Source organism: Pseudomonas sp. TUM25319, from assembly GCF_056388475.1.
Genome location: NZ_CM150751.1, coordinates 36457 through 54432, shown reverse-complemented (window position 1 = coordinate 54432; position 17976 = coordinate 36457). Strand labels below are relative to the sequence as shown.

The following is a 17976-nucleotide window of genomic DNA, read 5'->3' as shown; positions in this document are numbered from 1 at the left end:
CTCACGTCTCCTTCAGCGCTGTGGCGGCGTCGTACGCCGCACGGCCGCGCGGGCCATGGAAATAGTCATGGATCCAGGGTTCGTCGAACTGCGCCACCTCGTCGATGGGGGCGGCCACCAGCACTTTCTTCTGGGCCAGCACCGCCACCCGGTCGCTGATGGTGTAGAGGGTGTCGAGGTCGTGGGTGATGAGGAACACGCTCAGGCCTAGGGCGTCGCGCAGGGTCAGGATCAACTGGTCGAAGGCCGCCGCGCCGATGGGGTCGAGGCCGGCGGTCGGTTCATCGAGGAACAGGATGTCCGGGTCCAGCGCCAGGGCGCGGGCCAGGGCGGCGCGCTTGACCATGCCGCCGGACAGCGAGGCCGGGTATTTGTCTGCCGCCGATTGCGGCAGGCCGGCCAGGGCCAGTTTGACCCCGGCCAGGTGCTCGGCGTCATCGCGGCTCAGGCCCGCGTGCTCGATCAGCGGCAGGGCGACGTTTTCGGTGACGGTCAGCGAGGAAAACAGCGCCCCCTTCTGGAACAGCACGCCGAAGCGCCGTTCGATCAGCGAGCGCTCGGTGGGGTTGGCGTCCAGCAGGTCCTGGCCGAACACCCGCACCGTGCCCTCGTTGGGCCGGCGCAGGCCGATGATGCTGCGCAGCAGCACCGACTTGCCACTGCCGGAGCCGCCCACCACCGAGAGGATTTCGCCGCGGTACAGGTCCAGGTCGAGTTGTTCGTGCACGCTCTGCGGGCCGAAGCGGTTGCACAGGCCGCGGACTTCGATCACCGCCTCGCGGGCGTCCGGCCGGCTCACCAGCCCATCTCCATGAAGAACAGCGCGGCCACGGCATCGAGGACGATGACCACGAAGATCGACTGCACCACCGCCGAGGTGGTATGGGCGCCCACCGACTCGGCGCTGCCGCTGACCTTGAAGCCTTCCAGGCAGCCGATGGTGGCGATCAGGAAGGCGAAGAACGGCGCCTTGGCCATGCCCACCAGGAAGTGCTGAACGCCAATGTCGTCTTCGAGCAGCGACAGGAACATCGCCGGCGAGATATCCAGCGACAGCGCGCAGACCACGCCGCCGCCGACGATACCGCAGATCATCGCCAGGAAGGTCAGCAGCGGCAGCGAGATCAGCAACGCCAGCACCCGTGGCACCACCAGCAGCTCCACCGGGTCGAGGCCGAGGGTTCGGATTGCGTCGACTTCCTCGTTGGCCTTCATCGAGCCGATCTGTGCGGTGAAGGCGCTGGCGGTACGGCCGGCCATGAGGATGGCGGTGAGCAGTACGCCGAATTCACGCAGGAAGGAGAACGCCACCAGGTCCACGGTGAAGATGCTGGCGCCAAAGTTGGCCAGTACCGTGGCGCCGAGAAACGCGACCACCGCGCCCACCAGGAAAGTCAGCAGGGCGACGATGGGCGCGGCGTCGAGGCCGGTCTGTTCGATGTGGGCGACCACCGAGGTCAGCCGCCAGCGTCTGGGTTGCAGGGCGCGGCGGGCTAGGGTGGCGATGATCAGGCCGATGAAGCCGAGGATCTGCCGTGAATCCTGCCAGAGGGTGTCTACTGCCCGGCCGATGCGCGACAGCAGTTGGGTCAGTACCGGAATTTCCGCATGGCGGGGCGGGATGCAGAACTCGGTCAGCGAAGCCTGCACGCTGTGCAGCAGATGACGGCTGGCGGCGGGTAGCGGGCTGTCGCTTTCGAGGGCCGCCAGGCGCTCGGGGCCCAGCAGTTCCACCAGCAATGAGGCCCCGGCGGTGTCGAGTTTGCCAAGCTGGCCCAGTTCAACCGCGGTGTCGGCGTCGTATTGACCGCTCAGGGCGGCCGTGCTGCGCTTGAGGCTGGCGTAGTTGGCTAGCGTCCAGTCGCCGCTGAGCCGCAGACAGGCGGGGCTGCGGCTGGTATCGAGAATGACGCTGGCTGGGTTGGTCATAAGCTCCGAACGGTCCGCAGGCACTTTCGTACAAGCGGTAGAGCATAGCGCCACTAAGTGGCAGGCGCTTGACCATCATCAACCACGCGGAAGCGCAGCACACCGATCACTTGCCCGTCCTCGGTCAGCACCCGCACCTGCCAGCGCCCCACCGGGTTGGCCGGGAACACCTGTTTGTGGGTCCAGGCGCGGTAGCCTTCCTTGCGCCCGCCGTTGATGTTCAGGGCGATGCGGTCGACCTCTTTGCCGTTGTGCTGCCACACATGATAGATGCGCTCGTTGAGCCCGCGTGGCGCCTTGATCGCGGTGTAGGCATAGAGCCCGGCGCTGCGGATCTGGCTGGCGCTCACCTGCTTGAGGCTTTCGCCGGGGGTGCGGTTCTGCACTTCGGTGCTGATCGCCACCTCGGTCATCCACAGCGTTGCCGGCGGCACCCAGGAGCGCAGCCACCAGCCGGCGCCGCCGATGGCCAGCGTTACCAGCACCAGGGCCACGGCACGTCGCGCGTTATTGATCGGGAAGCTGCTGGCCAGGCTCGGGAACGACAGCAGCATTGCTACGCCGAGGGCGAGCTTGAAGCTTTCGGCGGTGGTCAGGTGGAGGATGATCGGCAGCGCCGTCAGCATCGCCGCGAACAGCGTCAGGGTGTGCAGGGCCAGGAACAGCCAGCGCCGGGGGGCGACCCACTTGTAGTAGAGCGGGTCGATGATCGACACCAGCCCGGCGGCGCCCAGCAACCCGGTGAAAACCAGCTGGCCGCTGTTCCAGGTGGTGGTAACGAAGAAAAACGGCAGGACGAAGAACAGGCTTTCCTGGTGGATCATCTGCGTCGCGTAACGCAGCAGCGGTTGTGGAATTTCCCGCTTGAACACCCGGGTGAACAGCTGGGTGAAGGTGTTTTCCAGCATCAGCCAGACCCAGCTCACCAGCATCAGCACGGCCACCCAGCTGGCCAGGCTTTCCTGACGATCCACCAGGATAAAACTGCCGATACCGGAAATGAAACCACCGAGCGCGATGACCCCGGGGTAGCGCTTGATCAGTTCGATGAGGCGCTGGATGTAGATAGGCATGGGGGCGTTCGCAAAGGGCTGTAAAAAACGGTTACAAGGATACCTCGGTTTGCGCTGGATGGCAGATTGTCATTGGTCTGCGGGGCCCTCATCGCTGGCAAGCCAGCGCCCACAGTTTGGCGGCGCATGCAGACCTTGTGGGAGCTGGCCTTGCCAGCGATGAGGCCCTCAAGTGCGCCGCCGATACCAGGCCAGACCGCCACCGATCACCACAACCAACCCCAGCACCCCCCACCAGAACAGCTCGTCATACCCCAGCAACGGCTTCTCCACCCGCACATACCCGGCGCTCTTGAACAGCTCCCGCAGCGCCTGGTTCGCCTCTTCCAGGCTCACTTGCCGCAACCGCTGCGCCGGATCGACGAAACGCCCGTCGGCGTAGGCGTTCAGCGCGCCCCAGTAATAGTCCGCCAGCGCGCTGTTGCCTTGGGTGGTCCAGCGTTCGCGGTCGATGGCCGCCGCCTGGATCCGCCCGAAAGTGACAGGGTCCAGGCCGTCATGGCGCAGCCGCTCGATCAGGTCGCGCACCACTGCCTCGGCATCGTCCACCTGATCCCGCTCCAGGTCGGCATTGAGGCTGAGCATCCCGCTGTCGCCGAAGGTCTCGCGCTGGCTCCACGGGCCGTAGGACAGGCCATGCTTCAGGCGCAGTTCCTCATACAGCGCCCAGTCCAGATAGCGCTGTATCAGGTCGAGGGTCTGGTCGTGCTCGTTGTCCAGCACCGGCTCCAGGAACAGCCAGCTCAGGCGCGCTGAATTGCCCAGCAGGCCGCGGGTCAGGCTGCGGTTCTGCTCCGCCTGGCGGGTGACGCCATCCAGCGCCCGGCGCTCGACCGGCTCGACCGGCTCCAGCTCGCCGAAGGTGCGTTCCAGATAGGCCGGCAGCACCTTGTCCAGACCGCCGACGACGATCAGGGTCATATTGTTCGAGGCATACCAGCGCTGGCGGATCTCGTTGACCTGCTCCAGGGTCATGTCCTCGACATCCGAGCGCTCCGCGCATTTCAGGCCCAGTTCCACCGCCAACTGATCGCTGGCGCGATGGCCAACGTCCTGGCGATCGAGCCAGCGCTGCAGGTGCGAGTAATGACCGCCGTCCTCGCGTTCGATGATGCGCTTGGACAGCGCCAGGTCATTCTCGTCGAACTGGGTCTGTTGGAGGATCGCCAGCAGCAGGTCGAGGACCTTGCGCTGGTTGCGCGCCGGCGCCTCGATGACGAAGGTGGTGTCGGCACTGCTGGTGTAGGCGTTCCATTCACCGCCCAGGGCCTGAATACGTTGCTCCAGCCCGCCCTCGCCACTGTCGTCGATGCCGCTGAACATCAGGTGCTCCAGCAGATGTGGCAGTTCCTGCTGCTGGCAGGGGAAGTCGTCGAAGCCGATGCCTACCACCAGGCGGATCGATACGTGGTTGCGCTCGTAGCCGGGCTTGAGCACCACCTGCAGGCCGTTGGGCAGCAGGTAGCCCTCGACCTGATTGCGGTCCAGGGCAAAGGCGGGCAAGGCGCCCAGCAGAAGGCAAACGAACATCAGGCAACGCATGCAGGGCTTTCCTTGCGCGGGTCGAAAGGTTACGGAGTCACGGCGAGTGGATTTCGTCCGGCACGCTATCGATCAGCAGGGCGCCGGTATCGTTTCCACCGAGTACCACATAGGCACTGCTACAGAACAATGAATTCAATCTTTTCATGTCGGCGATCAGTTCCAGGTGCAGCGAACTGGTCTCGATGCTTTGCACCACCTTGCGCTGCAGACGGCTGACGTGGGCGTGAGCCAGGCGCCGTTCCTGGGCGCGGAAGCGGCGTTTTTCCCGCAGCAGCTGGCGGGCGCTTTCCGGGTCGGCGCTGAGGAATACCGACAGCCCGAGGCGCAAGTTAGCCAGCAACTGGCTTTGCAGGCCGGTCAGTTCTTCCAGGCCGACCTCGGAGAACTCACGGCGCTGCGAGGTTTTCTGCTGCTGGATCTTGCGCAGCATGCGTTCGATCAGGTCGCTGGCCATCTTCAGGTTGATCGCCAGTTCGATGATCTCGGCCCAGCGCTGGCTGTCCTGTTCGGCCAGGTCTTCCCGGGGCATCTGCGCCAGGTACAGCTTGATGGCGTTGTACAGCGCCTCGACATCGTCATGCAGGGCACGGATTTCCTGGGTGACGGCGGTCTGGGTGCCTCGCAGCACACCGTTCATGGCTTCGAGCATGGTGTCCACCAGGTCGCCCAGGCGCAGGGTCTCGCGCACGGCGTTGGCCAGGGCCAGGCTCGGCGTGGCCAGCGCGGTGGGGTCGAGATGGCGCGGCGTGGTGTGGCCGTTGGCCTCGGGGCGCTCCGGCAGCAGCCAGTTGCAGGCCTTGGCCATGAGCGTGACGGTGGGCAGCAGAGTCAGGCAGCGCAGGCTGTTGTAGAGCAGGTGGAAGCCGATCACCAGCTCTGACGGGCTGAAGTTCAGGCTGTCCATCCAGTTGACCAGCGGGGTCAGCAACGGAATGGTCAGCAGCAGGCCGATCAGTTTGTACAACAGGCTGCCCAGCGCCACCTGCCGCCCGGCGGTGTTGCGCATGCTGGTGCTGAGGAAGGCCAGCAGGCCGCTGCCGATATTGGCGCCGATCACCAGGCCGATGGCGACGGGCAGGCTGATCACCCCGGCACCGGCGAGGGTGGCGGTCAGCAGCACGGCGGCCAGGCTGGAGTAGGAAATCAGGGCGAACAGCGCGCCAATCAGAGCGTCGAGGAGGATATCGCCGGTCAGCGAGGCGAACAGCACCTTCACGCCCTGGGCGGTGGTGATGGGCGTGGCCGCTTCGACGATCAGTTGCAGGGCGAGGATGATCAGCCCCAGGCCGATGCCCACGCGGCCCAGTTGGCCGGCGCGGGTCTGCTTGCGTGAAAGGAAGAAGATCACCCCGAGGAAAATCAGCAGCGGCGACAGCCACGACAGGTCGAACGTCAGCACCCGGGCCATCAGTGCGGTACCGACGTCGGCACCGAGCATGATTGCCAGCGCTGGCGTCAGTGCCATCAGGCCCTGGCCGACGAACGAAGTCACCAGCATCGCCGTCGCGTTGCTGCTCTGTACCAGTGCCGTGACCAGGATGCCGGCGATGAATGCCAGCGGTCGGCGCGCCATGTTCTGGCTGATCACGCGGCGCAGGTTGGAGCCGTAGACCCGCAGGATCCCGGTCCGGACGATGTGTGTGCCCCAGATCAGCAGGGCCACGGCTGACAGTAGATTGAGCAGGGTCAGCATGGTGGAAGCCCCCTGTTTCCAAGCCCCAGCGAGGGCGAATGAATGAAGCGCAGAGCCTGGCCGTGAGTCCGGCGGTTCTTTGCAGTGCTCTCTTTAAGCTTTAGTCCGCCAGAAGCCTCGGCGCCAGCGGGTCTGTCCTGGCGCACCATGAAAAAAGGCCCCGGAAGGGGCCTTGATTCAGCAGGTGGCCAGTATTACTGACCCGGGATGTCCTTGCGAAGTTTCACCGGTTCCGACGGTTCCTCGTTGCGTTTCTTCGCCATCGCCGTGCGCATGCGGATGTTGATGGCTTCCACGGCCAGCGAGAAGGCCATGGCGAAGTAGACATAACCCTTCGGCACATGCACTTCGAAGGCTTCGGCGATCAGCACGGTACCGACCACGATCAGGAACGACAGCGCGAGCATCTTCAGCGACGGGTGCTTGTCGATGAAATCGCTGATGGCCTTGGCGCAGAGCATCATCACCAGCACGGCGATGACGATCGCGGCGATCATCACCGGTACGTGGGACACCATGCCCACCGCGGTGATCACCGAATCGAGGGAGAACACGATGTCGATGATGGCGATCTGGATGATGGTGTAGAAGAACTTGCCGCCCGCGCCGGCAGCGGGCTCGTCGGCACTTTCGTCTTCGCCTTCGAGGCCGTGGTAGATCTCCTGGGAGCTTTTCCACAGCAGGAACAGGCCGCCGAAGAACAGAATCAGGTCACGGCCGGAAATGCCCTGGCCGAACACATGGAACAGATCGGCGGTCAGGCGCATGACCCAGGTGATCGACAGCAGCAGCATGATGCGGGTAACCATCGCCAGGGCCAGGCCGAAGATCCGGGTGCGCTGTTGCATGTGTTTGGGCATGCGGCTGACCAGGATCGAGATCATGATGATGTTGTCGATCCCGAGCACGATTTCGAGTGCGGTCAGGGTGAAAAGGGCAACCCAGATTTCCGGGCTGGTCAGCCATTCCATGTTTGTTCCTTCGAGCGTAAGACGTCGCGCGCCGGGAAGGCGCGCGAACGGGTGGGATGAATCCGGTTTATTACAGGCTGCTGAACAGCGGGAAAATTCCCATGAGCAGCGCGGCGAACATTATGCACAGGCAGACTAGCACTGCCCACTTGAGGGTGAAGCGCTGGTGGTCGCCGAACTCGATACCGGCCAGGGCCACCAGCAGGTAGGTGGACGGCACCAGCGGGCTGAGCAGGTGAACCGGCTGTCCGACGATCGAGGCGCGGGCCATTTCCACCGGCGAGATACCGTAGTGGCTGGCGGCCTCCGACAGTACCGGCAGCACGCCGTAGTAGAAGGCATCGTTGGACATGAAGAAGGTGAACGGCATGCTCACGATCGCCGTGATCACGGCCAGGTACGGGCCCAGCGCGTCGGGAATCACTGCCAGCAGGCTCTTGGACATGGCTTCGACCATGCCGGTGCCGGACAGGATGCCAGTGAAGATACCTGCGGCGAAGATCAGCCCGGTGACCGCCAGGACGCTGCCAGCATGGGCGGCGATGCGGTCTTTCTGCTGTTGCAGGCACGGGTAGTTGACGATCATCGCGATACTGAAGGCGATCATGAACAGCACCGGCAGCGGCAGCAGGCCGGCGATCAGCGCGACCATCAGGGCGGCGGTGAGGGCGCCGTTGAACCACAGCAGCTTGGGACGACGGGCGTCTGGGTACTGGGAAACGGTGATCTCGCTGTGGTCGACCTCGTCGCCTGGCAGGTGCAGTTCGCCGAGACGGGCGCGTTCGCGCTTGCCGTACATATAGGCAATCACCAGGATGGCCACGACGCCGGCGAGCATGGCCGGGATCATCGGTACGAAGATATCCGACGGGTCGACATGCAGGGCGCTGGCAGCGCGGGCGGTCGGGCCGCCCCAGGGGGTCATGTTCATCACGCCACCGGCGAGGATGATCAGGCCGGCCATGATTCGCGGGCTCATGCCCAGGCGGCTGTACAGCGGCAGCATCGCGGCGCAGCAGATCATGTAGGTGGTAGCGCCGTCGCCGTCGAGGGAGACGACCAGGGCCAGCACGGCGGTGCCGACCGAGACTTTCAGCGGGTCACCCTTGACCAGCTTGAGGATCTTGCGCACGGCCGGGTCGAACAGGCCGGAGTCGATCATCAGGGCGAAGTACAGGATGGCGAACATCAGCATCACGCCGGTGGGGGCGAGCTTGCTGATGCCTTCCAGCATCATCGGGCCGATTTTGCTGGAAAAACCGCCGAACAGGGCGAACAGGATCGGTACCAGGATCAGCGCGATCAAGGCCGACAGGCGCTTGGTCATGATCAGGTACATGAAAGTGATGACCATGGCAAAGCCGAGGAAGGTCAGCATGGGAGTACTCCAGGCGTAGTGCGTCGGGACAGGGACGTGACGGACGGATCAGCGGGCGGGGCGCTGTGGCTGGAGTAGCGGGGGAAAATCAGGGCGCAGGAAGGTACGGAAAGACATCAGAATCACCATTGTTCTTGTTGAGTGAGCCGGGCGTCATCGAAATCGGATGCCCTGGCGCGCCGGTCGCTATGCCGGTGGTGAGGCGATGCTAAGGGGCTAAGCTTTCAGCCAGCTTTCGAGGGTGAAAGGTTCATGTTTCGGCGGTTATGGCCTCTTCTGCGGGGATGGGGCCCTGAAAACATCACAGAATTTGCGCGAAGGAGTGCTTAAACCATGACTCAATTCCAGGAGGGCGGCTGCCATTGCGGCGCCCTGCGCTACCGGGTCGAAGGCCCGTTGACGGATATTGCCCATTGTCACTGCTCGATCTGCCGGCGGGTCAGTGGCGGGCTGCTGATCACCTGGGCGACGGTGCCTTGCGCCGGCTTCCAGTGGTTGGCGGGCACGCCACAGCGCTATGACTCGTCCGCCAGCTGCGTGCGCTATTTCTGCAGCCGCTGTGGTGCCCATGTCGCCCTGACCACTGACCTGAGTCCGGAAACCATCGACATCACCATCGGCACCCTGGATGAACCGGAGGCCGTGCGCCCTGCCCGGCACATCTGGACCGAAAGCCGCCTGCCGTGGCTGCACCTGGACGAGCAATTGCCCGGCGAGCCTCACGAAACCCTGTGAGGCTCAGGGCAGTTCGAGCCCGCCAGCGGCCTTGTGCAAGGCACGCAGGTGCTCGCCGAGCTGCTTGATATTGGCCTCTACTGCCTTGATTTCTGCTGACCGCTGCGGCCCGAGCAAGGCGCGGACTTCCTTGTCGAGGTCGGTGCTCAGGGTTTGCAGTTGCTGTTGGCGCAGGCGACTGCTCTCTTCCAGTTGGCGCCGTTCATCGGCTTGGGGCAGGCCGTAGCCGCCCTCCCCCAGCAATTCCGCCGGTTTGCTCAGGAAGCCGCTGTTGGCGAGGATCTGCTGCAAGGTGTGGTTGGCCTTGGCCACCCCGCCATCGTCCAGCGAGCGGCCGCTGAGATAACGCTGTTTGACCTCGTCCTGGGCCAGCAGCAGTTGCCGGCGCAGCCCGGCCTGCTCCAGCAGCAGCAAGGCGGCGCTGGTGCGCAGGTCGGCGCGGTCGAACCAGATCCGTCGCTTGTCCGCGTCCTGCTCCAGCCAGGCTTCGACCGTGTCCTGCGACACCGGCAACTGCTTTCTGAGGATCTGGAACATCGCCTGGTAGCGGTCGCGGTAGGAATCGAAGCGGTAGCCCAGGCGCAGCGCCTCGCGTGGGTCGTCCAGCACACTGGTGTCGGCCAGCCCGCGGCCCTTGAGCACTTCCAGCAGGCCGTTGGGCATGATGTTGTCGAGGCTGGTCAGGCGTGGGTTGGCGGTGCCGCTGCGCAGCACCTTGAGGGTTTCCACGGCGCAGTTGTTGGACAGGAAGTAGTAGCGGCCATCGTAGCTCCAGTGCATCTCGAGGGCCTGACGCACCAGGTTTTCCAGCTCTTCGCGGGACAGCTTCAGCGGGATCGAGGCGAGGCTGCGCAGTTCGGTCTTGGTGTACTCGTCGATCACCTGTCCTAGCGGCAGCACGAACAGCCGCGACGGATAGGCGCCGACCAGGCCGTCCCAGCTCGAAAGCTGTACATCGTTGACGAAGGCCCGGTACGACAGCACCAGGTGCTGGTCCAGGTCGAGCCGGCAATCGGGACCGCGTGGCCGACCCGGGGCACAGATCACCAGGCGCAACATGCTGTGGCCCCAGCGGCTCACCCAGTTCTGGTTGGCTTCGGCCAGCAGGTAGTCCACCGAATAGACCCGCTCCGGATCGATCTGGCCCAGTGGCTGTTTGGCGAAATCGCTGCCGGCATTGAGAAACGGCAGGGCGGGTTCACAAGGGGTGTGTTCGGGTGCCCAGCCGAAGTGCTTGCTCAGGTACGCCTGCAAGGCCGGGCGGCGACAGGCGTAGCTCGGGTCGAGGAGGAAATACTCCATGTTGACCGCAATGAATTCTTTGGGGCTGCTCAGTTCGTAGCTGTCCGGGGAGCGGGCGATCTGGCGGTTTTCCTGCTCGCGCTCGCCGCGGCGACCGACGTATTGCGGCCAGCCGGCCAGGTCGAGCAGGCGCGGGTCGTCGCTGAGGGTGAAGCGGCGTTCGGGCTGGCCCCGGCATTCGTCCCTCTGCCCTACTTTGCCCTGACTGTCGTGCTGCCATTTGCAGCGGGCGATCAGTTGGCGCTCATCCTCGGGCCAGCGTCGGGCCCGGTCGTAGATATGGGTGATTTCGTGCAGGACGGTGGCCAGCAGTTCCTGGCGTACGGTGCCGTGGGGGCGACCGGTCTTCTGCGTCGCGGCGCTGCCGTCGGCCAGGCCAGGCAACAAACGACGGTTGAGTGCCAGGGTGGATACCAGCGACGCCTGGCCGTAGGCGTCTTGCGGCATGCGCGTGTCCCAACTGACGCTGACGGTACGGTCCAGACGGGTCTTGAAGCTCGGCGGGAGTTTTTCGAGGGCTTCATCCAGCAGCGCCTGGGTGGCCTGGCGCTGTACCGGCGTCAGGCTGTCGTCCTGCAAGACCAGTTGCAGGTCGGCCAGCGCGGGGATGCTGAACAGCGCGAGCGCGCCGCCCAGCAGCCAGTTGCGCAGGGATTTCACAGGGCCAGGATGGCTTCGGCCAGTACCTGGTCGCTGGCGTCACGGGCCTCGGGGACGCGCTGGCGCAAGGTATCGAAGGCGGCTTCCAGTTGCGCGCCGCGGATGTCGCCGTTGCTGGCGACGAAGCTGGCCGCGTCGTCGCGGGCTTCGCGAACGACTTTGGAGTCACGGATCGAGGTAGTGGTGTCGGATGTGAAATCGATCGACCGGCCAAAGGCGCGGACGATGATGTTGCTGGTGGCCACCAGGGTGTGTGCCTGGGCCACGTCGGCCAGCAAGAGGAAGCCGAGGGTGGCGGCGATCAGCGGGTTACGCATGGAACTTCTCCGGGGGAAAACAGGTGTAGCTATTGGACGAGAATTGCCTGTGCCAGTTCAAGGTCGCCTGCATGAAGTTCGGGGTTTTCCTGGCGTAGCCGCTGGATGACCGCTTCAAGGCGTGCGCCTCGCATCCGCCCGTCACTGGCAACGAAGGCGGCGGCGTCATCGCGGGCAGCCAGTACCCACTTGCGGTCGAAGGGTGCGGTCGTGACCTGGCTGGTGGCATAGCCGGTGATGACCAGGGTGGCGGTAGTGGTGTCGAGTGCCAGGGCGGTACCGGGCCCGAGCAAGGCAAGCAGCAGTAACAGATAACGCATGGGAAAGGAGTGCCTCCGGAATCGAGGCGAAACAGGCTATCCCAATGCGAAAGCCCGGACCAGAGCGTCTGGCCCGGCTGTTTTGCATCTTGTTTCCTGCAGGCGGCGGCTCAGATCGCGAGGATGGCCTGGGCCAGTTGCGCATCGCTGGCCTGCAGGGTCGGTACCTGCTGGCGGATGTGAGCGAAGGCGCTTTCCAGTTTCACGCCCCGGATATCGCCGTTGCTGGCAACGAAGCTGGCGGCGTCGTCACGGGCGGCGCGGACGATCTTGTCGTCACGGAAGGAGGAGCTCACATCGGAAGTGGCATCGGTGGAGGCCGCCACGGCACCGACAACGGCGTCGGTCGTGACGACGAAACTGGTGGCCTGGGCGGTGGACGCCAGAGCCAGCAACAGGGCGGCGCCAAGCAAGCGGGTACGGAACATGGTCGATCTCCTCGATAGGACTTTAGTGTTCTGAATGTCAGACGCACGCTCGGCTCGTGGTGCTACGTGATCAGTCAAGCTGAGTGAAACAAGCGTAACACGGAGCAAGCGAAACGGCGTTCAAGCTAAACTGTTATGGTTTGATTTTGTCTTTTGTAAATTGTACTGGTGTCGGCTGCGATGGCTCTGTTTCGCGCCTTCCAGAACGAAAAAACCCGTCAGCAGTCACCTGCGACGGGTTTTTCGGAATTCGGTGCCGGCCATGGCCGGCGGGCCTTGCATTAACGCCAGAACGGCTTGCTCAGCTCTTCGTAGCGTTGTGCTTCGCTGATACCGGCGTCAGCCAGCAGGCGGGCATCCAGGCGAGCCAGTTGGTGGCGGCTGGAGATGCGGCGCTGCCACAGAACCAGGTTGGCCAGCAGACGCAGCGGCAGGGCTGCTTTAGGTTGAGCGTTGTTTTCGAAAACCAGACCGGAACTGAGGGTACGTTCCATGATGTGTCGTCCTTCCGCTTATGGCGGGATGAGATAGTGATTTAACTGGTGCCCATGATCCTCCTCTCCCGTCCATAACAGTAGGTACAGTTCAACAGCATTGTGATGGTCCAGTTAACTGTTTAAGGGTGCTGTTGCACTCGAAAAACGCGAAACTGTACTGGTCTGCTCGTTTTTGGTGCGTTTTTAGGTTTGGAGGGGATGGTGACGGGGTAAATCGAAGGTTTTTTGCCGGTACAGTAGTACAGTTTTTGAATGGTTCTGAGGGCGAACTGTTTTTACGAGGGGATATTCAAGCGCACTGTAGGGTTGCGTTCAGTCCAAGGGCCTGCAGCGCAGGCCCTCGCACAGCGGATCTCAACCCGCCAGCATGCGGCCGGTTTCTTCCAAATTCTCGTGCCAGGCCAGCGCTTCGCGAAGGATGTGCGGCGTATGACCGCCGCGCTCGCAGGCGCGGGTGAAGTAGTCGTTCAGCGCCTCGCGGTAGTCCGGATGCACGCAGTTGTCGATGATTGCCCGGGCACGCTCCCGTGGTGCCAGGCCACGCAGGTCGGCCAGGCCCTGTTCGGTCACCAGGATGTCGACGTCGTGCTCGGTGTGGTCGACGTGGCTGACCATCGGCACCACGCTGGAAATCGCGCCGCCCTTGGCGATCGACTTGGTGACGAAGATGGCCAGGTGGGCGTTGCGAGCGAAATCGCCGGAGCCGCCGATGCCGTTCATCATTCGTGTGCCGCAGACGTGGGTGGAGTTGACGTTGCCGTACAGGTCGAACTCCAGCGCGGTGTTGATGCCGATGATGCCCAGGCGACGTACCACTTCAGGGTGGTTGGAGATCTCCTGCGGGCGCAGCACCAGCTTGTCCTTGTAACGCTCCAGGTTGCCGAACACATCGGCGTTGCGGCGGCTCGACAAGGTAATGGAACTGCCCGAAGCGAAGCTCAGCTTGCCGGCGTCGATCAGGTCGAAGGTCGAGTCCTGCAGTACTTCGGAGTACATGGTCAGGTCTTCGAATGGCGATTCGATCAGGCCGCACATCACGGCGTTGGCGATGCTGCCGATGCCAGCCTGCAGTGGGCCGAGCTTGTTGGTCATGCGCCCTGCCGCCACTTCCTGCTTGAAGAAGTTGATCAGGTGGTTGGCGATGCCCTGGGTTTCGTCATCCGGCGGCAGCACGGTGGACGGCGAGTCGGACTGATCGGTGATGACGATACCGACGATCTTCGCCGGGTCGATCGGGATGGCGGTGCTGCCGATGCGGTCGTCGACCTTCACCAGCGGGATCGGCGTGCGGGTCGGACGGTAGGTCGGGATATAGATGTCGTGCAGACCTTCGAGGTTGGCGTTGTGCGCCATGTTGATCTCGATGATCACCTGCTTGGCGAAGATCGCGAAGCTGGCCGAGTTGCCCACGGAGGTGGTCGGCACGATGTGGCCTTGTTCGGTGATCGCCACGGCTTCGATGACGGCGATATCCGGCAGCTTGAGCTGGGCGTTGCGCAGTTGCTCGACGGTTTCCGACAGGTGCTGGTCGATGAACATCACCTTGCCGTCATTGATGGCCTTGCGCAGGGTGCTGTCCACCTGGAACGGCATGCGCCGGGCCAGGACGCCGGCCTCGGTCAGTTGCTTGTCCAGGTCATTGCCCAGGCTTGCGCCGGTCATCAGGCTGATTTTCAGTGGCGACTGCTTGGCGCGCTCGGCCAGCGCGTGAGGGACGGCCTTGGCTTCACCGGCGCGGGTGAAACCGCTCATGCCGACGGTCATGCCGTCCTGGATCAGGGCGGCGGCATCTTCCGCGCTCATGACTTTACTGTGCAGCGAGGACAAGCGAATACGATCACGGTACATGGATTGTTATCTCGGGCTACTGAAGCTAGGAGCGCAGTCTACTGATTGCGCAATTATTCGGCGCCCGACCAAGGTCGTAGGCGAAGCCCTGAAATAGAGCCTTCTGTCGGCAGGCCGGGAACGAAAAAGCCCCAGCCGGTACCGCGCTGGGGCTTTTTGTCACAGTGCCGTCAGCGGCTTATTCGACCGCTTTGACCATGTCTTCGATGACCTTCTTGGCATCGCCGAAGACCATCATGGTTTTGTCGAGGTAGAACAGTTCGTTGTCCAGGCCGGCATAGCCGCTGGCCATCGAGCGCTTGTTGACGATGATGGTCTTGGCCTTGAAGGCTTCGAGGATCGGCATGCCGGCAATCGGCGATTTCGGATCGTTCTTCGCCGCCGGGTTGACCACGTCGTTGGCGCCCAGAACCAGCACTACGTCGGCCTGGCCGAACTCGGAGTTGATGTCCTCCATCTCGAACACCTGGTCATACGGCACTTCGGCTTCGGCCAGCAGTACGTTCATATGACCGGGCATGCGGCCTGCCACCGGGTGGATCGCGTACTTCACGGTCACACCAGCATGGGTCAGCTTCTCGGTCAGCTCTTTCAGCGCGTGCTGGGCACGGGCCACCGCCAGGCCGTAGCCCGGAACGATGATCACGGTGTCGGCATTGCTCAGCAGGAAGGTGGCGTCGTCGGCGGAGCCGGACTTCACCGGGCGCTGCTCCTTCGAGTCGGTTGCCGCGCCGGCATCGGTATCGCCACCGAAACCGCCGAGGATCACATTGAAGAAGGAGCGGTTCATCGCCTTGCACATGATGTACGAGAGGATGGCACCGGACGAGCCCACCAGCGAACCTGCAATGATCAGCATCGAGTTGTTCAGCGAGAAGCCGATACCGGCCGCCGCCCAGCCCGAGTAGCTGTTGAGCATCGATACCACCACCGGCATGTCGGCGCCGCCGATCGGGATGATGATCAGCACGCCCACGACGAAGGCCAGGGCCAGCATCACGGCGAAGGCGGTGTAGTTGCCGGTGAAGGTGAACACCAGGCCCAGGCCGATGGTGGCCAGGCCCAGCACCAGGTTCAGCTTGTGCTGGCCGGCGAACTGTACCGGTGCGCCCTGGAACAGGCGGAACTTGTACTTGCCCGAGAGCTTGCCGAAGGCGATCACCGAACCGGAGAAGGTGATGGCACCGATGGCTGCGCCGAGGAACAGTTCCAGGCGGTTACCGGTGGGGATCGGGTCGCTGATGCTGCTGACGATGCCCAGGGACTGCGGCTCGACCACGGCGGCGATGGCGATGAAGACCGCGGCCAGGCCGATCATGCTGTGCATGAAGGCCACCAGCTCCGGCATCTTGGTCATTTCGACGCGCTTGGCCATGATCGCGCCGGCACTGCCGCCAACCAGCAGGCCGACGAGCACGTAGGCGATGCCGTCGGTGGCCAGTTCGGCGCCGAGCTTGTAGATCAGGCCGACGGTGGTGAACACCGCCAGTGCCATGCCGAGCATGCCGAACAGGTTGCCGCGACGGGACGTGGTCGGGTGCGACAGGCCTTTTAGGGCCTGGATGAAGCACACCGAGGCGACCAGGTAGAGAAGAGTTACCAGGTTCATGCTCATTTTTACTTCTGCCCCTCAGCCTTTGCGGCCTTCTTCTTGAACATCTCCAGCATGCGCCGGGTGACGAGGAATCCACCGAATACGTTCACCGCTGCCAGAGCCACGGCGAGCGTGCCCATGACTTTGCCCAGCGGGGTGACAGTCAGGGCCGCGGCGAGCATGGCGCCGACGATGACGATGGCGGAGATGGCGTTGGTGACGGCCATCAGCGGGGTGTGCAGTGCGGGCGTGACGTTCCAGACCACGTGGTAACCGACATAGATGGCCAGCACGAAGATGATCAGGTTGTAGACGCCGTGAGAGATCAGCATGTCTTCCATTGTCTGGCTCCTTATCCGTTCTTGCGGATGACCTGGCCGTCGCGGCACATCAGGCACGCGGCGACGATGTCGTCTTCGAGGTTGATCGTCAGCGCGCCGTCCTTGTCGAACAGCAGCTTCATGAAGTCCAGCAGGTTGCGGGCGTACAGCGCCGAGGCATCGGCACCGACCTGAGCCGGCAGGTTGGTCGGGCCGACGATGGTCACGCCGTTCTCGACCACGACCTGGTCGGCCACCGTCAGCGGGCAGTTGCCGCCTTGTGCCGCGGCGAGGTCGATGACCACCGAACCTGGCTTCATCTGCGAAACGGTTTCCGCGCTCAGCAGCGTCGGTGCCTTGCGGCCCGGGATCAGCGCAGTGGTGATGACGATATCGGCCTGTTTGGCGCGCTCGTGCACGGCCTGGGCCTGGCGCTGCATCCAGCTGGCCGGCATTGGCCGGGCATAGCCGCCGACGCCTACGGCGCAGTCGCGCTCCTCGTCGGTCTCATACGGCACATCGATGAACTTGGCACCGAGGGACTCGATCTGTTCTTTCACCGCCGGACGCACGTCCGACGCCTCGATCACCGCACCCAGACGCTTGGCGGTGGCGATGGCCTGCAGGCCCGCCACGCCGGCACCGAGAATCAGCACGCGGGCGGCTTTTACCGTACCGGCGGCGGTCATCAGCATCGGCATGAAGCGCGGATAGTGGTGAGCGGCGAGCAACACGGCCTTGTAGCCGGCGATGTTGGCCTGCGAGGACAGCACGTCCAGGCTTTGGGCCCGAGAGGTGCGCGGCGCGGCTTCGAGGGCGAAGGCGGTGATGCCACGTTCGGCCATCTTGGCGATGAGGTCGTTGTTGAACGGATTGAGCATGCCCGCAAGCACGGTACCGCTCTTGATCTGGCCCAGTTCGCTGTCGTTGGGCGCTACAACTTTCAGGACAAGCTGGGCGCCAAACGCATCGGCGGCGCTTCCAAGTACGGCGCCGACTGCTTCATAGGCACTGTCCGGAATACTGGCGTTCAGGCCGGCTCCACGTTGGACAGTGACCTGATGACCCTGGCCCACCAGTTTCTTGATGGTTTCGGGAGTGGCAGCGACCCGTGTTTCGCCCGTCTGCGTTTCGAGAGGAACACCAATGTGCACGTCGTATCTCCTGCGTGATCTTTTGTAGTTGAACCAGCGCACTGCGGATGGTGCGTCTGGGGCGGCCGATCAGCACGATCCCGCCTGATTCGAGGCGGGGCGCGGCATTTTGCAAGCGATCCGGAATCGCATCAATGGGTTCTGAATGGAAACGACAAACAAACTACAAGTCACCCTGTGACTGTCTGTCGCACCGATACGGCTACAGCCCG

The 17976-nt window shown here is 63.6% G+C and carries 17 protein-coding genes; 1 reads left to right on the top strand and 16 read right to left on the bottom strand.

The window, feature by feature from the left end; genetic code table 11:
* Position 1 precedes the first annotated feature (1 nt).
* The 7 genes from AC05QJ_RS00200 to AC05QJ_RS00170 form a co-directional block, all read right to left on the bottom strand.
* Complete coding sequence (locus AC05QJ_RS00200; protein ID WP_476745064.1) at positions 2–799, bottom strand: ABC transporter ATP-binding protein; 798 nt, start codon at positions 797–799, stop codon at positions 2–4.
* Positions 796–1929, bottom strand: coding sequence for an ABC transporter permease (locus AC05QJ_RS00195; protein ID WP_476745063.1), 1134 nt, complete (start codon positions 1927–1929; stop codon positions 796–798). Before AC05QJ_RS00195 ends, AC05QJ_RS00200 begins: the two co-directional genes overlap by 4 nt.
* Before the next feature lie 53 nt (positions 1930–1982).
* Entirely contained in the window at positions 1983–3002 is a 1020-nt protein-coding gene (locus tag AC05QJ_RS00190) for a DUF5924 family protein (RefSeq protein ID WP_476745062.1), read from the bottom strand.
* 168 nt (positions 3003–3170) lie between these two features.
* Positions 3171–4544, bottom strand: coding sequence for a M16 family metallopeptidase (locus tag AC05QJ_RS00185; protein ID WP_476745061.1), 1374 nt, complete (start codon positions 4542–4544; stop codon positions 3171–3173).
* Positions 4545–4581: 37 nt separating this feature from the next.
* Positions 4582–6240, bottom strand: coding sequence for a Na/Pi cotransporter family protein (locus tag AC05QJ_RS00180; RefSeq protein ID WP_476745060.1), 1659 nt, complete (start codon positions 6238–6240; stop codon positions 4582–4584).
* 194 nt (positions 6241–6434) lie between these two features.
* On the bottom strand, positions 6435–7211 hold the full coding sequence (locus AC05QJ_RS00175) for a TerC family protein (protein WP_476745059.1): 777 nt from the start codon (positions 7209–7211) through the stop codon (positions 6435–6437).
* A gap of 70 nt (positions 7212–7281) precedes the next feature.
* Positions 7282–8589, bottom strand: coding sequence for a CitMHS family transporter (locus tag AC05QJ_RS00170; RefSeq protein ID WP_476745058.1), 1308 nt, complete (start codon positions 8587–8589; stop codon positions 7282–7284).
* Positions 8590–8922: 333 nt separating this feature from the next.
* Here AC05QJ_RS00170 and AC05QJ_RS00165 point away from each other — a divergent pair, with 333 nt between their 5' ends.
* On the top strand, positions 8923–9324 hold the full coding sequence (locus tag AC05QJ_RS00165) for a GFA family protein (RefSeq protein ID WP_476745057.1): 402 nt from the start codon (positions 8923–8925) through the stop codon (positions 9322–9324).
* A 3-nt stretch (positions 9325–9327) separates the two neighbouring features.
* On the opposite strand, the gene AC05QJ_RS00160 is transcribed toward AC05QJ_RS00165, so the two are convergent.
* From AC05QJ_RS00160 to AC05QJ_RS00120, 9 genes are all read right to left on the bottom strand, one after another.
* Positions 9328–11286: a DUF7844 domain-containing protein gene (locus AC05QJ_RS00160; protein WP_476745056.1), complete on the bottom strand. Its 1959-nt coding sequence runs from the start codon at positions 11284–11286 to the stop codon at positions 9328–9330.
* Positions 11283–11603 carry a DUF2388 domain-containing protein gene (locus tag AC05QJ_RS00155; RefSeq protein WP_075801970.1) on the bottom strand — a complete coding sequence of 107 codons (321 nt, stop codon included), beginning with the start codon at positions 11601–11603 and terminating at the stop codon, positions 11283–11285. The genes AC05QJ_RS00160 and AC05QJ_RS00155 overlap by 4 nt, the downstream gene beginning before the upstream one ends.
* 29 nt (positions 11604–11632) lie before the next feature.
* Positions 11633–11923, bottom strand: a complete 291-nt coding sequence (locus tag AC05QJ_RS00150; protein WP_476745055.1) for a DUF2388 domain-containing protein — start codon at positions 11921–11923, stop codon at positions 11633–11635.
* Positions 11924–12033: 110 nt separating this feature from the next.
* Positions 12034–12351 (bottom strand): DUF2388 domain-containing protein, encoded by a 318-nt coding sequence (locus AC05QJ_RS00145; protein WP_476745054.1) that lies wholly within the window; start codon positions 12349–12351, stop codon positions 12034–12036.
* Between the two features lie 281 nt (positions 12352–12632).
* Entirely contained in the window at positions 12633–12845 is a 213-nt protein-coding gene (locus AC05QJ_RS00140) for a DUF1127 domain-containing protein (RefSeq protein WP_476745053.1), read from the bottom strand.
* A gap of 357 nt (positions 12846–13202) precedes the next feature.
* Entirely contained in the window at positions 13203–14696 is a 1494-nt protein-coding gene (locus tag AC05QJ_RS00135) for an acetyl-CoA hydrolase/transferase family protein (RefSeq protein ID WP_476745052.1), read from the bottom strand.
* A gap of 178 nt (positions 14697–14874) precedes the next feature.
* Complete coding sequence (locus AC05QJ_RS00130) at positions 14875–16311, bottom strand: NAD(P)(+) transhydrogenase (Re/Si-specific) subunit beta (RefSeq protein WP_476745051.1); 1437 nt, start codon at positions 16309–16311, stop codon at positions 14875–14877.
* 2 nt (positions 16312–16313) lie between these two features.
* The gene (locus AC05QJ_RS00125) at positions 16314–16631 is read right to left on the bottom strand and encodes an NAD(P) transhydrogenase subunit alpha part 2 (protein WP_009403440.1); all 318 of its coding nucleotides are present in this window, start codon (positions 16629–16631) and stop codon (positions 16314–16316) included.
* 11 nt (positions 16632–16642) lie between these two features.
* Entirely contained in the window at positions 16643–17764 is a 1122-nt protein-coding gene (locus AC05QJ_RS00120; protein WP_476745050.1) for a Re/Si-specific NAD(P)(+) transhydrogenase subunit alpha, read from the bottom strand.
* Positions 17765–17976 lie beyond the last annotated feature (212 nt).